The following is a 17,539-nucleotide window of genomic DNA, read 5'->3' on the forward strand; positions in this document are numbered from 1 at the left end:
CACGACGGTGGGCGCGATGCCGGCCACGACGACGGGCGCCGGCACCGGTGAGCGGCGAATTCTCCGTCCGCCCGGCCGACCTGGTCGCGCACGGCGGGCACGTCGAAGGGGTAGCGGCACAGGTCGGCGAGGCCGCCGCGGCGGGCCGGGCGGTGCGGGCGGGAGCGGGTGCCTACGGTCAGCTCTGCGCCATGGTTCCGGCGATGCTCGACGTCCTGCAGGGCGACCTGGTCGACGGGGTGGCCGACAGTGCCGAGGCGCTGCGAGACACCGCGGCCAAGCTGCGCGCCACGGCCGAGCACTACGACGCCACCGACCGGGCCGGCGCCGACGTCATCACGCGCAGCGGACCGGCTCGGTGACGGCGAATCCCCTGGTCGCCGCGCCGTCGGCGGCCGGGCCCGGCGCGTGGGCCGGTGTCGCCATCGCCGAGGACATCGAGCAGATCGTCCTCGGCGTCAGGAGCGGCTCCTGGATCGACGGTGCCCTCGGCGCCGCCAGTGCCGGCCTCGACGCGCTCGCTCTGATCTCCGACCCCGCCGGGGCGCTTCTTCAGTACGGCATCGCGTGGCTGATGGAGCACGTCACGCCGCTCTCCGAGGCGCTCGACTGGCTCGCCGGCGACCCCGCCCAGATCGCCGCGCACGCCCAGACGTGGCGCAACGTCGCCGGCCGTCTCGCCGACGAGGCCGACGAGCTGATCCGGGCAGTGCGCTGGGACGTCAGCGAATGGGCCGGCGCCGCCGCCGACACGTACCGCGCGCACGCGGGCCGGCGCGCGGACACCTTGCGCGCGCTCGGCCACGCCTCCGAGGGCATGGCCCTGATGACCGAGGGCGCCGGCATGCTGATCGGCACCGTGCGCGTCATGGTCCGCGACGGCATCGCGACGCTGGTGTCCCGCCTGGTCGTCTACGCGGCCGAGCTGGTCGCCTCCCTCGGCGTCGCCACGCCGCTGGTGGTCGAGCAGGTGACCACGCTCTGCGCCTCGTGGGCCGCGCGGATCGGCCGCTGGCTCAAGCAGTTGATCTCCAGCCTGCGCCGACTCGGCACGGCCATGGAACAGCTGGGCGCCAAGATCCGCGATCTCCGGGCGACCCGGCGCGGCGAGACCGACATGGGCAAGCGGTCCGACTGGGCGCAGCGGGACCCGGGCGACCACCCGCGTCCCCCGGCCCGGACACCGGACAGCTACCTGCCGTCGGGCGACCCGATCTACCACAAGAGCACCGGCACAGCCATCGGCTACGACAGCCGGACCATGACGAACTTCGACAAGGTCAAGCCCGAGCCGGGATACCACGACGTCGTCGTGCACGGTGAGAAGAACGGACTGGTGCGGCCTGGTGTGATCGGCGAGGACGGAGCCGACCACCCAGGCAACTTCACCCATCCGAATCAGATCGCCGACGCGGTCCGCAGCAATCCGGACTACACCGGCGGACCTGTCCGGCTCGTGGTGTGCCACAGCGGAACCGTCGACCCCGCCACCGGTTCCCTGCCGGTCGGGCAGGAGGTCGCGAACTCCCTGGGCGTGCCGGTCACCGCGCCGACGAACGCGGTCGGCGTGAACCGGTACCGTGCAGAACCACAGGTGCCGTTCATCCGCGACGGTGGCACCTGGGTGACCTTCAACCCGCAGACCACTGACTGAGGTGCCCATGGTGAAGACAGCTGGGATGTTCGTCGAGCTGAGCCAAGGCATGCATCCCGAGTCGGCGCAGAGCATCCGTGACAACATCGCGGCCGAGGAACTGCCCGACGCTCCCCAGGTGGTCGCCTACCTCAACGCCGGACACCCGCTCATCGACATGATGGATATCGAGGACGACCCGCTCGAGCCGGGCCGCCAGGTCCTGAACGGCAGCTCGATCCTCACCGACGGTGAGTGGCTGTGGCGGCTGGATTTCGGCTACTACGTGCGCCGGCACCGTGTCGTCGTGCCTCCGGAGCTGCTGGCTTCCATCCGCGAGCACGATTACGTCGTTCCGGACGCCAGCGTCGAGAGGCTCACCGAACTGGCGGCGACGGCGGAGAAATTCGCCTTCGGGCCCAACGGCGGCGTTCCCTTCCCGAGCCAGGCGTAGGCGGAGCAGACACAGAAAGAGGCCCGCTACGGACGGATGTAGCGGGCCTCAACCTTCCTTAGCGGAGCGGGCTCTTGGCGACCTCGAGCCGGTCGATGTCCGGCGCGTACACCGTGGTGCTGCTGTCCAGCTCGACCGTGTTGGTGCCGGCCTTCAGCTGGAGCGGGAGCGTCGCCGTGGCCGGCAGCCCCCAGCCGCCGCTGGAGGGCGGGGCGATGGTCACCGGGTTGGTGCCGTTCGCCGAGACCGTGATCGAGCGGGGGTCGCCGCTGACGTACCGCACGTTCACCTGGTAGGTGCCCGAGCGCGGCACCACGACCGTGCGGAACTGCACCGCGCCGCCGTTGTAGAGGTTGCCCACCTTCTTGCCGCCGGAGCACGCCTCGCAGTCCGCGATCGACGCGCCGTAGGCCAGTGAAGCGTTCTCCGCCTCGTATCCGACCACACCCGTGCCGGCCGAGCGCGGCGTCACCTTGTAGAGCTTGGTGCCGTGCGACGGGACCGTGGCCGAGATGCCGCCGTCGCGCACGCCCACCGGCTTGCCCGCCCACACGTCGCGGACGTCCGCGCGGCCGGAGAAGCCGAGGCTGGTCCACTGTGCCGAGACCGTCGCGGGGAAGGCGCCCATGTTGAACAGTGCCACCGTGTACGAGCCGTCCTTGTTGCGCACGCCCCACACCTGGGACGTGCCCGCCGGGGTCACCGGGCGGGCCGGGCGGCCCTGCTGGTTGAGGGCGATGACCTCGCGGTTGGTGAGCAGCTTCAGGCCGTACGGGTCGAGCTTGGTCAGGTCGTCGCCCGTGTAGAGCGGCGCCGCCGAGATGGCCCAGAGCGTGTAGTAGGCGCGGCGCTCGTCCTCGGTGAGGCCGTCCAACTCGCCGTTGCCGACGTCGACGGCGTCCAGGTCGTTCCAGCCACCGGGGCCGGCCCAGGGCTGCCAGGCCGGCACGTCGTCCCAGCGGATCTTCACCGAGTTGTTCCAGGTGACCAGGGTGTCGCAGTAGCACTCGACGTCGGTGTCGATGCGCCAGCCGTTCGCGTTCGCCCGCCAGTCGGCCGCGTAGTTGCGGTCGAGCGACCAGGACAGCAGGAAGCGGATCGGCCGGCCGGTCTTGTCGATGGCCGCGCGCCACGCCTGCACGTCGGCGACGTTGTTGTAGTTGTCGCCGCTCTTGAACGAGCCGGGGCCGACGCCGTCGAGCTTGAGGAAGTCGAAGCCCCAGTCGGCGATCAGCTGCGCCTGCGAGTCGATGTACTGCGACGCGCACGGCTTGCTGAAGTCAATCTTGTACGAGCTGTCCCAGCCGTTCGTGGTGCGCAGGTCACCGTAGACGATGTCGCCCGTGGTGCAGCCCGGCGCGTTCCAGATCGGGGTCCTGCCCTCGCCGTACGCCGTCTTGTTGAGCCCGACCGCGAGGTAGATGCCCGCCTTGAGGCCCTTGCCGTGGATGTAGTCGGCGATCCATTTCATGCCGTGCGGGAACCGGTCCGGCGCGGCGATCTCGCGGCCGTACCCGTCGTAGCTGATGGTGTCCCATTCCTGGAGGCCGCGGGACCAGCCGGCGTCGATGTTGACGTACTGGTAGCCGTACGGCTTGAGCTTGGTCGCCAGGGCGTCGATCTGCGGGAGCAGGCGTTCCTCGGTCAGCCAGCTGCCGCCGCCGCTGGGGTTGACGCCGGCCCGGGTGGTGGACTGCAGGCTCCAGCTGGACCAGCCCATGAGCGGCGTGTCGGCGATGCCGGGTGCGGAGACGGCGGCCCGCTGGGCGGGGGAGGCGTCTCGAGTGGCCGAGGCGGTGGCCTTCGGCGCGGGCTTGGGGGAGGGGCCTTGGGCGTACGCCGGTGGGGCCGCGCCGAGGACGAGGACCGCGCCGGCGAACGCGGCCAGGCGGGATCGAACGGTGGATCGCACAGGTGAAACCTTCCTTGAGGACGATCAAGGGGTGTTCATGCGAGAGGGACCAGCCGGGACTGGATGCTGACCGCGGCGGCCCCGCGCGCCCACTCCTCGAAGGGGAGGGGACGGATGGAGAGCGGGCAGTCGACGGCGGCGCCGAACGCCTGCCGTTCGAAGCCCGCGCGGATGTGCGGTTCGAACAGGTCGTACGCGGACAGGCCCTCACCGGAGACGACGATGCGGGCCGGCCCGACCAGGTTGGCCACGGCCGCGATGCCGAGCCCGATCGCCTCACCGGCGCGGGCGAAGACGGCGCCGACCGTGGGGTCGCCGTCGCGGGCCAGGTCGACGGCGGCCTCGATGGTGGGCGTGCCGGCCGCCGCCACGATGTACGACGTTCCGGCGATCGCCTCGACGCAGCCGCGGCTGCCGCAGTGGCACTGCGGGCCGGAGGCGTCGACGCTGAGGTGGCCGATCTCGCCGGCGACGCCGTGTGAGCCGGACACCGGGCGCCCGTTGACCACGAGGCCGCAGCCGATGCCGACGCCGACGGTGACCAGCGCGAACGAGTCCGCCCCGGCGCCTTCGCCGAACCAGTGCTCGGCCGTGGTGAGTGCCTTGACGTCGTTCTCGACGGTCACGGCGAGCCCGGTGGCGGCCGCCGCGAGCTTGCCGAGCCGCACGTTGTGCCAGCGCAGGAACGGTGAGTATCGCACCAGCCCGGACTCGCGGTCGACGTCGCCGGAGACGGCCAGGCCGAGCCGCCGGGTGCGTTCCCGGTAGTTCTGCGGCCCGTCGAGCAGCTCGGCGACCAGCGCCGCGATCTCGGCGAGCACGTCGTCGACCGAGGAGCTCGCCAGCGGGCGGTGCGCGACGGCGTGGACCTGCGCGGTCAGGTCGCAGACCACCCCGATGAGCTCGTCGCCGGTGAGCTTGACGCCGGCGAAGAACTCCCGGTCGGCGCGCACCATGAGCGGGCTCGCCGGGCGGCCGGCGCCGGGGCCGGTGCGCTCGGTCGCGTCGAGCTCGCTGAGGTATCCGGCGTTGATCAGGGGCCGGGCCGCCTTGGTGACGGCCGCGGACGACAGGCCGAGCTTGCGTGCCAAGGTCACCCGGCTCTGCGGACCCGAGGTGACCAGGGCGGTCAGGATCGCGGCCGCCGCGGGGGAGGCGGCGAGCACGGCGTCGTCATCAACCGGAACCATGCCTCGGAAGTCAACCGCAACCATGCCTCGGAAAGCTAGAACCATTAATTAACTTCGTCAAGTATTGATTTCCGGGCTAGATCGAACTTAGGCTCGGCGGCGCCACGTCACCCCAGTGACATCGACGTGTAACCACGAGGACTCACATGCCCATCTCGTACGAAACCGATCGCCGCCTCTGGCTCCTCCAGGGCGACACCACGGCCTACGCCGTCCGGCTCGACGCCGGCGACGTCCCGCGGCACGTGCACTGGGGTCCGAGCATCACCCTGAGCGAGGCGGTGGCCCTCAGCCACGAGCTGCCCGATCCCGCCGCCAGCAGCTTCGAGCAGGGCCCCGGCGCCGCCGAGCTGGCCGTCGAGGGCGGCGACCACTTCGGGCCGGCCTCCCTCCAGGTCCGCTTCGCCGACGGCACCCGCGGCGTCGAGTGGCGCTTCATCGGGCACGAGGCCCGCGGCGACCACCTGCGCGTCGAGCTGGCCGACCGCTACTACCCGCTGCGCGTCACCCTGCACTACCGCCTCCAGGGCGACGTCCTCGAACGCTGGGCCGACGTCGTCAACCACGGCCCCGACCAGCTCGACGTGCTGCGCGCCGACTCCGCCGCCTGGCACGTGCCGGTCCAGGAAAGCTACCGGCTCAGCCACCTCGTCGGCGCCTGGAACAGCGAGTTCCGGCTGCGCCGGGTCGAGCTGCCGGCCGCCGAGACCGTGCTGACCAGCCGCCGCGGCACCACCAGCCACCACGCCAACCCATGGCTCGCGATCGACGACGGCACGGCCGGCGAGGAGCACGGCGAGGTCTGGAGCACGGTCCTCGCCTGGAGCGGCAGCTGGCGCGTCACCGTGCACCGCGACCCCGGCGGCCGCACCGGCTGGACCGGCGGCTTCGGGCACGAGGGGCTGACCTGGACGCTCGAGGCGGGCGAGACGCTCACCACGCCCACCTTCTCCGGGCTCTACAGCGCCGAGGGCTTCGGCGCCGCGAGTCGCGCCTGGCACGCGTACGTCACCCGCCAGGTCCTGCCCCACCCCGGCGAGGACCGTCCGGTGCTCTACAACTCGTGGGAGGCCACCGGGTTCGACGTCGACGAGGCCGGCCAGATGGCGCTGGCGGCCAGGGCCGCGAGCCTGGGCGCCGAGCTCTTCGTGATGGACGACGGCTGGTTCGGCGCTCGGCTCAGCGACCGCGCCGGGCTCGGCGACTGGCAGCCCAACTCGCGCCGCTTCCCGAACGGCCTGCGCCCGCTCGCCGACGAGGTGCGCCGGCTCGGCATGCGGTTCGGCATCTGGGTCGAGCCCGAGATGGTCAACCCGGACAGCGACCTCTACCGCGCCCACCCCGACTGGGTGCTGCACCAGCCCAACCGGCGCCGCACCGAGATGCGCAACCAGCTGGTGCTCAACTTCGCGCGCCCCGACGTCGAGCAGTGGGCCCACGCGTGGCTCGACCGGCTGGTCGGCGACCTCGGCCTCGACTTCCTCAAGTGGGACTTCAACCGGGCCTTCACCGAGGCCGGGCCCGACCGGGTGTTCCTCGAGCACACCCGGGCCGTCTACCGGGTCATGGACCGGCTCCGCGCCGACCACCCCGGCCTGCGCATCGAGGCGTGCGCGGGCGGCGGCGGGCGCGCCGACCTCGGCATCCTGCGCCGCACCGACCAGATCTGGCCGTCCGACAACACCGACCCGGTCGACCGCATCGGCATCCAGCACGGCTTCGGCCAGTACTTCCCGGCCCGGGTGATGAGCTCCTGGGTCACCGACAACCCGAACGTCACCACCGGGCGGACCACCCCGCTGCGCTTCCGCTTCCACGTGGCCATGGCCGGGGTCCTCGGCCTCGGCGGCGACCTGACCACGTGGAGCGCGGACGAGCTCAAGGAGGCCGCCGAGCACGTCGCCGCGTACAAGCGCATCCGGCCCGTCGTCCAGCACGGCACGGCGTACCGGCTGGAAGGCTCCGGAACCCTCACCGGCGTGCAGTACGTGCGCGACGGCGAGCACGTGATCATCGCCTGGTGCCCGACCAGGCCGTACGGCTACACCCCCGGGCCGCTCCCGCTGCCCGCCGTCAGCGCCGGCGCCGACTACCTCGACCTCGACACCGGCATCACCCACACCGGGGCCGTCCTGCTCCATCGGGGACTGCCCCTCGACCTGCCGCCCGGCGACCACGCGAGTGCCATCGTCCGGCTCCGGCGACTGCCATAGACACCATCCACCGTGGAGTAGTCATGAACCAGTCGCGTCGTACCCTCCTGAAGAGCGCCGTCGCCCTCGGGGCGGTGCCCGTCCTCCCCGCCCTCGCCGCGTGCAGCGGCGGCGACCCGGCCGGCGCGCCGGAGAACAGCAAGGCCACCTCGCTCGGCTCCGGCCTGGCCGACGCCGTGCCGAAGTCGGGCATCCAGGCCATGGTCGACGGCTTCCAGCGCAGCAGCGGCGACACCGTGCGGCTCAACGTGATGCCGCGCCAGCAGCTGATCGACAACGTCAGCACCTATCTGCAGTCCAACCCCGAGGACGTCATCACCTGGTTCGCCGGCTACCGCATGCGCTACTACGCGGGCAAGGGGCTGCTGGCGCCGATCGACGACGTGTGGGAGAAGGTCGGCAAGAACTTCGGCACCGGGCTGGCGGACGCTTCCTCGTACGAGGGCAAGAAGTACCTGGTCCCCAACTACAACTACCCGTGGGTCGTCTTCTACCGCAAAAGCGTGTGGCAGCAGCACGGGTACGAGGTGCCGGCCACCTGGGACGCGCTGCTCGCCCTGTGCGCGCGGATGAAGAAGGACGGCCTCACGCCGATCGCCTTCGGTGACAAGGACGGCTGGCCGGCCATGGGCACGTTCGACTACCTGAACATGCGCACCAACGGCTACCAGTTCCACGTCGACCTCTGCGCGCACAAGGAGTCGTGGGACTCGCCCAAGGTGCAGGCCGTCTTCGACAACTGGAAGCAGCTGCTGCCCTATCAGGACACCGGCGCGCTCGGCGCGACCTGGCAGCAGGCGGCCCGCTCGCTGGCGTCGAAGAAGTCCGGCATGTACCTGATCGGCACGTTCCTGCTGCAGGAGCTCACCGACAAGGCGGTCGTCGACGACCTCGACTTCTTCGCGTTCCCGGAGATCGCGGTCGAGGGCACGGACGCCGTCGAGGCGCCCATCGACGGCTTCGTGATGGCCAAGCGGGCCGAGAAGAACCAGGCCGCCAAGGACTTCCTGGCCTACCTCGGCACGGGCAAGGCGCAGGACGCGTACGCCGCGAAGGACCCCTCCAACCTGCAGACCGCCGCCGACGCCGACCGCTCGACGTTCTCGCCGATCCAGAAGAAGGCCGCCGAGCTGATCGCGAACGCCAAGAGCGTCAGCCAGTTCTTCGACCGCGACGCGCTCCCGGCCATGGCGAACAACGTCATGATCCCCGCCCTGCAGAGCTTCCTGAAGGACGGCAAGATCGACATCAAGGGCCTCGAGACCCAGGCCAAGACGCTGTACGCCTCCGCGTGACGCCATGACCCAGACGACCGCTCCCGCGCCGGTCGCCGCCCCGGCTGCCTCGCCCGCCCCGCGCGCGCGATCCGGCCGGGTGCGGCGGCTCACCGGCACCGACCGCCTCGTGCTCGGCGTGATGATCGGCGTACCGACGCTGATCCAGGCCGTGCTCATCTGGATCCCCACGCTGCTCTCCATCGGGCTGTCCTTCACCCGCTGGAACGGCCTCGCGCTCTCCGACATCCACTCGGCCGGGCTCGCCAACTACCGGTTCGCCGTCGACGAGTACCCGCCGTTCTGGCCGGCCGTCTGGCACAACGTCATCTGGCTGGTCTTCCTGGCCGGGATCGCCACCCCGCTCGGCGTCGTGCTCGCGGTGCTGCTCGACCAGAAGATCCGCTTCACCCGCCTCTACCAGAGCATCTTCTTCACCCCGGTGATGCTCTCGCTGGTGCTCGTCGGCATCGTCTGGCAGCTCGTCTACGCCCGCGACGAGGGCCTGCTCAACAACCTTCTGGGTACGGCGGGCACGCCCTCGGCCGTCGACTGGTTCGGCGATCCGCACGTCAACCTCTGGGCCGCGCTGGTCGCCACCGCCTGGCGCCACGCCGGCTACATCATGGTGCTCTACCTGGCCGGGCTCAAGGGCCTCGACCCGAGCCTGCGCGAGGCCGCGGCCATCGACGGCGCCAACGACCGCCAGACCCTGTTCAAGGTGGTCTTCCCGGCGATGCGGCAGATCAACGTGGTGGTCGTGGTGATCACGCTGATCGAGGCGCTGCGGGCGTTCGACATCGCGTACGTCATCAACCGCGGCACGAACGGCCTGGAGCTGCTCTCGATCCTGGTCATCCAGAACCTCGTCGGCGAGGGCCAGGTGATCGGCGTCGGCTCGGCGCTCGCGGTGCTCCTGCTCGTGGTCTCGCTGGTGCCGATCGTCGCCTACCTCATCCGTACGTTCCGGAGGGCCGACTGATGCGCCGCTCGCGCTACGGCACCCACCTGTTCCTCGTCGTCATGTCGGTGATGTGGCTCGCGCCGCTGCTGTGGACGCTCTACACGTCGCTGCGGCCGAAGCAGACCACCGACAAGTACGGCTACTGGAGCCTGCACGGGCCGCTGACGCTGGACAACTTCACCACCGCGTGGAGCCAGGGCCGGCTGCCCACCTACTTCCTCAACTCCATCTACACCACGGTGCCGGCGGTGCTGCTGACCCTGGCGCTCGCCTCGATGATGGCGTTCGCGGTGAGCCGCTACACCTGGAAGTTCAACCTCACCCTGCTGATCCTGTTCACCGCGGGCAACATGCTGCCGCCCCAGGTGCTCGCGGCGCCGCTGTTCCAGATGTTCAAACACGTGCCGCTGCCGTACTCGCTGAGCACCTCCGGCTCGCTGCTGGACACCTACTACGCGGTGATCGCCGTCGAGGTGGCGTTCCAGCTGGGCTTCTGCACCTTCGTGCTCTCCAACTACATGAAGACGCTGCCGGCCGAGCTCACCGAGGCGGCCCTGGTCGACGGCGCCGGCGTGTGGCGCCAGTTCCGCCGCATCATCATGCCGCTCACCCGCCCGGCCCTCGCGGCGCTCGGCACGCTGCAGGTGATCTGGCTCTACAACGACTTCTTCTGGCCGCTGCTGTTCATCCAGAGCGGCGACCGGCTGCCCATCACCACCGGCGTGAACAGCCTCCAGGGCCAGTTCCTCCAGGACTACAACCTGATCGCCGCGGGCGCCACCATCACGGTCATCCCCACCCTGATCGTCTACCTGGCCCTGCAACGCCACTTCGTGGCCGGCCTGACCCTGGGAGCGTCCAAGGGCTGACCTGCCCTCAGCCGCCGTCCGGCACGGTGCCGGCCCGCCGCCGCAGCGAAGCCGCGGTGGCGTGGTCGACGGCGGTGCGCAGGACCGGCGAACCGTCCACGAGCAACGGACGCCGGTCCGGGCGAACCCCGACATAGGCGAGCGGGCGCTCGACCCGGGCCCCGTCCTCCAGCGTCACGGTGCCGGTGCGCAGGGGCTCCAGCGCGTAGACGCCCACGTGCCGCCCCTCGACCGCGTCGAGCACAGCCAGCTGGGCGGGAACGGCCATCGTGACGACGGCCGTCTCCCGATGACCGGGCAGCGGGGCCAGCGTCGAGGGCGTCCGCCCGGCGCGTGTCGTCCCGGCGCACCAGACCGAGCCGAGGTCCTCCAGCACGCAGGCGAGGCTCACCACGGGCAGCGGTGTGCCGTTCGCCAGCACCTTGGCGGGGCAGGCGTTCGCGCCGTAGCTCACCAGCGGCACCCGGCCGGCCAGTGGAGCCGCGCCGTGCCGCGTCAGCCACGCGTCGACGCACTCCGCGCCGTCGACGGCCCAGCCGCTCGGCGTACCGCCGTGGGGCGTCACCGGCCGGCACCACCCCGCCGGATCCACCACCCAGGAGCCGGCCGGGCGCTCGCCCGGATAGGGATCGATGAGATAGTCCGTGGCCCGGCGCACTTCCCGCATACCGCAAGTAGACACCGGGATAGCATCGGGCCATGTCTGTGGCTACCGAGGACGTCGCGCGATTCGAGGCCTCGCGGCCGCGGCTGGAGGCCATCGCCTACCGCCTGCTCGGGTCGGCCGAGGAGGCGCAGGACGCGGTGCAGGAGACGTTCCTGCGCTGGCAGGCCGCGGACCTCGACCGCATCGAGGTGCCCGAGGCGTGGCTGACCAAGGTGCTCACCAACCTGTGCCTCAACCAGCTCACCTCCGCGCGGGCCCGCCGCGAGACCTACGTGGGGCAGTGGCTGCCCGAGCCGCTGCTCGCCGGTGACCCGATGCTCGGGCCGGCCGAGACCGCCGAGCAGCGCGAGTCCGTCTCGTTCGCGGTGCTGGTCCTGCTGGAACGCCTCACCCCGAACGAGCGGGCCGTCTACGTGCTGCGCGAGGCGTTCGGCTGCCCGCACAGCGAGATCGCCGACATCCTCGGCATCAGCGAGGCCGCCAGCCAGCAGATCTTCCACCGCGCCCGCCGGCACGTGGCCGAGGGCCGCGCGCGCACCCAGGTCGACGATGCCGCCGCCAAGCGGATCGTCGAGGAGTTCCTGGCCGCGGCCACCAGCGGCCGCACCGACGCGCTCGTGCGCCTGCTCACCGGCGACGCGACGAGCATCGGCGACGGCGGCGGCAAGGTGCCGGCCCGCACCCGGCCGTTCGTGGGCGCCGTGGCGGTCGCGAAGTTCCTCCGGGGCCTGTTCCGGCCCGGCGGCGAGGCCAAGCGCGCCCTGGCCGGCGGCGCGCCCGAGATCCACGTGGCGATCGCGAACGGCGACCCGGCCGTGGTGGCCGTGGTCGGCGGCCGGGTCATCGGCGTCATGTGCCTGGAGGTCACCCCGGACGGCATCGCCGCGGTCCGCGCCCAGGTCAACCCCGACAAGCTCGAGCGCGCGACCGCGCAGTGGGCGGCCGCCGACCACGGGGCTCCGCTGTTCGTCGCCTTCGAGTGACCCTCTCCCGGCCGGCTTCCGCCGCCGTTGTCGCGGAGTGACCCTCTCCCGGCCGGCTTCCGCCGCCGTTGTCGCGGAGTGACCTGGATCACGTCGACTCCCTGTCAGGAACTCGCGGGCTGCCCGGTTCAAGAGGCGTACCCAGGCAGAACAGGAGCCACGCCATGCAGCACCGCATCATCGTTCTCGGCGCCGGTTACGCGGGCACCATCGCCGCCGGCCGCCTCGCCCGCCGGCTGCGCCGCGAGGACGCCTCTGTCACCCTGGTGAACGCCGAGCCCGACTTCGTCGAGCGCGTCCGCATGCACCAGGTCGCCGCCGGCCAGGACCTGCGCCCGCGCCCGCTCGACAAGATGTACGCCGGCACCGGCGTGACCCTGCGGATCGCGAAGGTCACCGCCGTCGACCCCGACCGCAAGACCGTCTCGCTCACCGACGGCGAGCTCGAGTACGACACCCTCGTCTACGCCCTCGGCAGCGGCTGGAACTCCCACGACGTGCCCGGCGCGGCCGAGCACGCCTACGAGATCGCTAGCCGCCCCGGTGCCCGGAAGCTGCACACCCGCCTCGCCGCCCTCGGCCCCGGCGCCACGGTCCTCGTCGTCGGCGGCGGCCTCACCGGCATCGAGGCGGTCACCGAGATCGCCGAGTCCCGCCCCGACCTGGACGTCGCCCTGGCCACCAGCGGCGAGCTCGGCGACTGGCTCTCCGCGAAGGGCCGCGCCCACCTGCGCAAGGTCGCCGGCCGCCTCGGCATCACCGTGCACGAGAACGCGCCGGTCACCCGCGTCGCCCCGGACCACGCCGAACTGGCCGACGGCCGCACCATCCCCGCCACCGTGACCGTGTGGACGGGCGGTTTCGCCGTCCACCCGATCGCCGCCGCCACCACGCTGACCCTGGCCCCGACCGGCCAGATCATCGTCGACGACACCATGCGCTCGGTCTCCCACCCCGACGTCTACGCCATCGGCGACGCCGCCCAGGCCATGGGCCCCGGCAACAAGCCCCTGCGCATGAGCTGCGCCACCGGCGGCCCCATGGGCTGGCAGGCCGCCGACGCCATCGTCGCCCGCCTGACCGGCGGCAAGCTCCCCCACGTCCCGCTCCGCTACTTCAACCAGTGCATCTCCCTGGGCCGCCGCGAGGGCCTGATCCAGTACGTGACCGCCGACGACCGTGCCGTCTCGGCGGCCCTGACGGGCCGCTTCGCCGCCGTCTACAAGGAACTGATCTGCAAGGGAGCCGCGTGGTTCTCGTCGAATCCCACGTTCGGCCTCCCGTCGAGCCGCCGCAGCATCACGCAGCCCATCACCGAGATGCACACCCCGGCCCAGCAGCCGGCCCGACAGGACTGAGTGGCCCTCTCCCTCAGCATGCCGGTGCGAGATCGCCGGATGGACGTGGTCGATCCCGGCAGAAGCGTGCAGGGCCGGCATCGAGGAGTGGCGCGCCCCATCGAGGGGCGCGCCACTCCTTCATGGTGGCGAGATTGGCACATCGATTGACTTACTGTCAGTCTGACAAGAACGTACGCTCCATGCATGGATGTAGATGAATGGCAACCGCCCGAGGTGCTTCTCGCGGTGGACCTGGTCATCCTCACGCTGCGGTATGACCGACTGCACGTCCTGCTGATCGAACGAGGTATCGCTCCCTACCGCGGCGCGATGGCGTTGCCCGGCGGCTTCCTCAGCCATCTGCAGGAAGACCTGCTCACCGCGGCGCGGCGAGAGCTCTCCGAGGAAGCCGGTCTCGCCGTCGACAGCCTCCATCTGGAGCAATTGGGCGTTTACGGCGCTCCCGGTCGCGATCCCCGGGGCCGAGTCGTGTCGGTTGCCTATCTCGCCGTGCTGCCTCGCCTGCCCGACCCGGTCGCGGGCACGGATGCCGCCGGTGCCTCCTGGCAGGCGACAGACGGGGTGCTGTCCGGCGCTCTGCCGCTGGCCTTCGACCACCGGCAGATGGTCACCGACGGTGTCGAACGCGCCCGCGCCAAGCTGGAGCATTCCAATCTCGGCACGGCCTTCTGCGGGCCCACCTTCACGCTCTCGGAGTTGCAGCAGGTCTACGAGGCTGTGTGGGGCGTCCGGCTCGACCCGCGCAACTTCTACCGCAAGGTACAGAGCGCCGATGGCTTCGTCGTTCCGGCCGGGCCATCTCGCCGGAACGAGACGGGCCGGCCCGCTCGGCTCTTCCGGACCGGTCCGCGAGAGGTGCTCTACCCGCCGATGGTCAGGTCCGCCGAGGCGGCCGTCCGGAAAGGAGCAATCCGTTGATCGTCATCCTCACCGCCCTCGACCTGGAGTACGAGGCCGTGCGTGACAAGCTCCACGGCCTGCGGCCGCACACTCACCAGCACGGCACTCGTTTCGAAGTCGGCGAGCTTCCCGGCGGAGGCCGAGCCGCGCTGGCGCTCGTCGGCAAGGGCAATCATCCGGCCGCCGTCCTCGCCGAACGTGCCATTGCCGAGTTCTCGCCGGCCGCCGTGCTCTTCGCGGGCGTCGCCGGAGCCCTCTACTCGCACCTCGAGTTGGGCGATGTCGTGGTCGCTACCCATGTGTACGCCTACCACGGTGGCACGAGCGATGACGACGGCCAGCACAGCCGTCCTCGTGCCTGGGAGATCTCGCATCATGCCGATCAGGTCGCCCGGCATCTCGCCAGACGCGTGCCGGAGAAGGTCCGTTTCGGTCCTATCGCCGCCGGCGAGGTCGTGCTCGACTCCGTCACTTCCTACCACGCGCGATGGGTGCACGAGCACTACAACGACGCCGTGGCGATCGAAATGGAAGGCGCGGGCGTCGCCCAGGCCGGGCATCTGAACAGCGCTCTGCCGGTGGTCGTGGTGCGAGGCATCAGCGATCGAGCTGACGGGACCAAGACCACCACCGACCGGCAGCGGTGGCAGGAGAAGGCGGTTGCCAACGCCGCGAACTTCGCTGTCGCGCTGGCGGCCGAGCTCAACCGTTCCCTCCCGAAGAATCCGAGGAGCCCCGTCGTGGACCCGACCACCCCTGCTGTCGTCACGAACAATTCCGCTTCCGGCAACGCTTCGGTCGGTATCCAGGCCGGGCAGGTGTACGGCGCAGTCAACAGCTCGCAGTCGCGTCCCGCAGCGGGGATCGCCGAGCAGCTTTCCGGCTTCCGCGAGGAATTGCGACATGCCCGCCGCGCCGGATTGGTGAGCGAGGACGACTATTCGGCAGCCGAGGCTGAGCTCACCGTCGCCGGCAAATCCCTGGCGAAGACCCCGCCGGACCAGCGGAAGCTGTTGACCGCCCTCAAGCGCCTGGTGGGACTGGTCAGCGATGTGGCCGAACTCGCATCCCGCCTGGCAACGATCATCGGCGCGGTCAAGGGCATGCCATGAACGCGCCGAACGTGACGGCTACAAATACGGCAGCGGACTCCGCCAGCGTCGGTTTGCAAGCCGGCATCGCCGTCGTGCACGAGCTCAACCATTATCACCTCGCGGCGGACGCCACGCCCAAGGAGAAGTACGAGGTAGGACTTCTCTATCTCGAGAACCGCATGCCCCAGCGAGCACGCGAACTGATCAACGAAGCAGTCGTCCTCGGCCACGACTCGAGCGAGGTCCGCTTCCATCAGTTGCTGGCCTTGCTGAGCGGTCGCACGCTGCAACAGCTGTCTGCCGAGGACTTCCAGACGCTCGAGGCCGCGAGAGACTGCCTGGCCGGCGCCGACGACGAATGGGCGGACGGCGTCCGGGTGATCGAGAGACTGCTCGGCGACATCGAGAGCCGAACCGTTGATCCCGCCGACCTGGCCAGACTCGGAGAGGAACAGAGCCGGAAGATAGCGAAGCATCTGGAGATGTTCCTTACCGGTCCGCTACAGGATCAGGCTTGGTGGCGTCTGATCCCAGAAGCCTTCGACGGCCGTACGGCGCGTGACCGACTCCGCCGCACGTGGAAGTTCTTCGAGCCCGATCCGGTAAGGCCGCGGCGCACTTTTCCGGAGCCTCCCCGAGTGACCATCGGGCTGCGAATCAGGGCGTATGCCGCCGGCGGCGCCTTCGTCACTGTTGTCGGATACATCGGCGTTCTCGCGGCCAGGAGTGCCCAGACGCCGGTGATCGTTGCCTATCTGCTCGCCGTTCTCGGCGGTTTCCTGTGGGCTGTGAACGGCGCCGAGTGGCGGCACAGGAACGAGCGTCGCAATGCGAAGGAGCGCGAACTCCGTTTTCCCGGGCAACGGCGGCGTCCGCCGGTTGGCGGATTTGCCAGCCAGGTCGACCGGTTGTTCAGCAAGTACTTCGGCAGATACGTGCCGAAGAGTGTCGACCGGGCGGTCTGGCTTGCCGAAACTGCCGGCATACGCCGCAGCATTCGGGACGAAGTGGTCGACGCCTATCGGGACACGAAAGTGGACGCCGACGCCGTCGCATGGCTGATCCGCTACCGGGTCGGCGTCGTCAAACGTCAGTGGCAGCAGAACACGCTGTGGGACCATCGGTGGCGCTTCCGGACGCGCGCGTCGACGAAGGTCGCCGTTGTCGTCGGCGTGACTGTCGTGGTGCTGGCGGGATTGCGAGCGCTGGCGGGTGCGATCCCCGTCAGTCCGCTCTATGCCTCGCTCGCTGTCCCGGTTCTGCTGGCGACCGGAGCCTCCGCGGCTGTCGACTGGCTGACGATCACGACGGAACGCCGCCGGTACGAACATGAGGCCAAAGAGAAGGATCTCTTGTACTTGGACAGTCTCGCGGCGTATCGCCGATGGCAGGAGAGGCTGGCCGATACTCCCTCGGATTCCGAGATGGCCGCGTGGCTGGAATGCGACCGGGTTCTGTTGATGAATGAGGCGATCCAGCACTACAAGCTGTTGCCGAGCAACATGATCACGCACGCCTTCATCGAGGCTCCAGCACCGGGATGTGACCGTGCGCGCGTGGTCAACGGCCCTTGGCGGTACTCCCGCTATCAGATCTTGATCTTCCTCCTCACCTCAGAGGGGGTGCGCCAGATGGCCGTCGAGCTCGACTTCCACAATGCGACATTCCACAACCGGCAGCGCACCAACTACCGATTCGACGCGGTCGCGTCCGTGCACGTGACCGAGGGCGATCAGCGGGAAAGGACGTTCGAACTGGCGCTCGTGAGCGGCGAGCCGCTCGAGATACCGGTCGCCGGAGTCGGCGAGGAGAAGCTCGGGACCGGCGAGACCCCGGGGACGGCCGTCCAGCTCACCGTGGACGCCGCGGGCCTGCAGAACACCTTGCACGTCCTCGAAGGGATCGCCGCGGAGGGCAAGGACTGGATCGTCCACGAGGACGAGCGAAGCGGTGAACGGATCAACCGTTTGAAGCGTGCCGTGCACGGCCTGATGGATTGAGAGCGTCCCGCAAACGCTCGGCAGT

Annotated in this window: 15 protein-coding genes; 12 read left to right on the forward strand and 3 right to left on the reverse strand. The window is 70.3% G+C overall.

Features of this window, described 5'->3' with window-relative positions; translation table 11 throughout:
* Positions 1 to 47: 47 nt before the first annotated feature.
* Genes Ade02nite_RS04755 through Ade02nite_RS04765 form a run of 3 tightly spaced genes read left to right on the forward strand, consistent with a single transcriptional unit; the run spans position 48 to position 2,087 of the window.
* Positions 48 to 362 (forward strand): type VII secretion target, encoded by a 315-nt coding sequence (locus tag Ade02nite_RS04755; protein WP_203760267.1) that lies wholly within the window; start codon positions 48 to 50, stop codon positions 360 to 362.
* The gene (locus Ade02nite_RS04760) at positions 359 to 1,654 is read left to right on the forward strand and encodes a WXG100 family type VII secretion target (protein WP_203760268.1); all 1,296 of its coding nucleotides are present in this window, start codon (positions 359 to 361) and stop codon (positions 1,652 to 1,654) included. The genes Ade02nite_RS04755 and Ade02nite_RS04760 overlap by 4 nt, the downstream gene beginning before the upstream one ends.
* 25 nt (positions 1,655 to 1,679) lie before the next feature.
* Positions 1,680 to 2,087, forward strand: a complete 408-nt coding sequence (locus Ade02nite_RS04765) for a hypothetical protein (RefSeq protein WP_203760269.1) — start codon at positions 1,680 to 1,682, stop codon at positions 2,085 to 2,087.
* 58 nt (positions 2,088 to 2,145) lie between these two features.
* Here Ade02nite_RS04765 and Ade02nite_RS04770 read toward each other — a convergent pair whose 3' ends face one another.
* Complete coding sequence (locus Ade02nite_RS04770; RefSeq protein WP_203760270.1) at positions 2,146 to 3,999, reverse strand: alpha-galactosidase D; 1,854 nt, start codon at positions 3,997 to 3,999, stop codon at positions 2,146 to 2,148.
* Between the two features lie 35 nt (positions 4,000 to 4,034).
* On the reverse strand, positions 4,035 to 5,189 hold the full coding sequence (locus Ade02nite_RS04775) for an ROK family transcriptional regulator (RefSeq protein ID WP_203760271.1): 1,155 nt from the start codon (positions 5,187 to 5,189) through the stop codon (positions 4,035 to 4,037).
* Between the two features lie 146 nt (positions 5,190 to 5,335).
* Between Ade02nite_RS04775 and Ade02nite_RS04780 the strand changes: the two genes are divergently transcribed.
* The 4 genes from Ade02nite_RS04780 to Ade02nite_RS04795 are packed head-to-tail and all read left to right on the forward strand — an operon-like array spanning position 5,336 to position 10,509.
* On the forward strand, positions 5,336 to 7,402 hold the full coding sequence (locus Ade02nite_RS04780; protein ID WP_203760272.1) for an alpha-galactosidase: 2,067 nt from the start codon (positions 5,336 to 5,338) through the stop codon (positions 7,400 to 7,402).
* A gap of 23 nt (positions 7,403 to 7,425) precedes the next feature.
* Positions 7,426 to 8,697 (forward strand): ABC transporter substrate-binding protein, encoded by a 1,272-nt coding sequence (locus tag Ade02nite_RS04785; protein WP_203760273.1) that lies wholly within the window; start codon positions 7,426 to 7,428, stop codon positions 8,695 to 8,697.
* Between the two features lie 4 nt (positions 8,698 to 8,701).
* Positions 8,702 to 9,658 (forward strand): carbohydrate ABC transporter permease, encoded by a 957-nt coding sequence (locus Ade02nite_RS04790; RefSeq protein WP_203760274.1) that lies wholly within the window; start codon positions 8,702 to 8,704, stop codon positions 9,656 to 9,658.
* Positions 9,658 to 10,509 carry a carbohydrate ABC transporter permease gene (locus Ade02nite_RS04795; protein ID WP_203760275.1) on the forward strand — a complete coding sequence of 284 codons (852 nt, stop codon included), beginning with the start codon at positions 9,658 to 9,660 and terminating at the stop codon, positions 10,507 to 10,509. Before Ade02nite_RS04790 ends, Ade02nite_RS04795 begins: the two co-directional genes overlap by 1 nt.
* Before the next feature lie 7 nt (positions 10,510 to 10,516).
* Here the strand turns inward: Ade02nite_RS04795 and Ade02nite_RS04800 are convergent, their stop codons facing one another.
* The gene (locus Ade02nite_RS04800; RefSeq protein ID WP_203760276.1) at positions 10,517 to 11,176 is read right to left on the reverse strand and encodes a hypothetical protein; all 660 of its coding nucleotides are present in this window, start codon (positions 11,174 to 11,176) and stop codon (positions 10,517 to 10,519) included.
* A 32-nt stretch (positions 11,177 to 11,208) separates the two neighbouring features.
* Here Ade02nite_RS04800 and Ade02nite_RS04805 point away from each other — a divergent pair, with 32 nt between their 5' ends.
* The 5 genes from Ade02nite_RS04805 to Ade02nite_RS04825 all read left to right on the forward strand — a co-directional run bounded on the left by Ade02nite_RS04805 (position 11,209) and on the right by Ade02nite_RS04825 (position 17,514).
* Positions 11,209 to 12,159, forward strand: a complete 951-nt coding sequence (locus Ade02nite_RS04805; protein WP_203760277.1) for an RNA polymerase sigma-70 factor — start codon at positions 11,209 to 11,211, stop codon at positions 12,157 to 12,159.
* A gap of 164 nt (positions 12,160 to 12,323) precedes the next feature.
* Complete coding sequence (locus tag Ade02nite_RS04810) at positions 12,324 to 13,517, forward strand: NAD(P)/FAD-dependent oxidoreductase (RefSeq protein WP_203760278.1); 1,194 nt, start codon at positions 12,324 to 12,326, stop codon at positions 13,515 to 13,517.
* Between the two features lie 186 nt (positions 13,518 to 13,703).
* Complete coding sequence (locus tag Ade02nite_RS04815) at positions 13,704 to 14,438, forward strand: NUDIX hydrolase (protein WP_203760279.1); 735 nt, start codon at positions 13,704 to 13,706, stop codon at positions 14,436 to 14,438.
* Positions 14,435 to 15,532: a 5'-methylthioadenosine/S-adenosylhomocysteine nucleosidase family protein gene (locus tag Ade02nite_RS04820; RefSeq protein WP_379035500.1), complete on the forward strand. Its 1,098-nt coding sequence runs from the start codon at positions 14,435 to 14,437 to the stop codon at positions 15,530 to 15,532. The genes Ade02nite_RS04815 and Ade02nite_RS04820 overlap by 4 nt, the downstream gene beginning before the upstream one ends.
* A complete protein-coding gene (locus Ade02nite_RS04825; RefSeq protein WP_203760280.1) occupies positions 15,529 to 17,514 on the forward strand; it encodes a hypothetical protein in 1,986 nt (661 codons plus the stop codon). The genes Ade02nite_RS04820 and Ade02nite_RS04825 overlap by 4 nt, the downstream gene beginning before the upstream one ends.
* Positions 17,515 to 17,539: the final 25 nt, after the last annotated feature.

The sequence above is a fragment of the Paractinoplanes deccanensis genome, from assembly GCF_016862115.1.
Lineage (GTDB): Bacteria > Actinomycetota > Actinomycetes > Mycobacteriales > Micromonosporaceae > Actinoplanes > Actinoplanes deccanensis.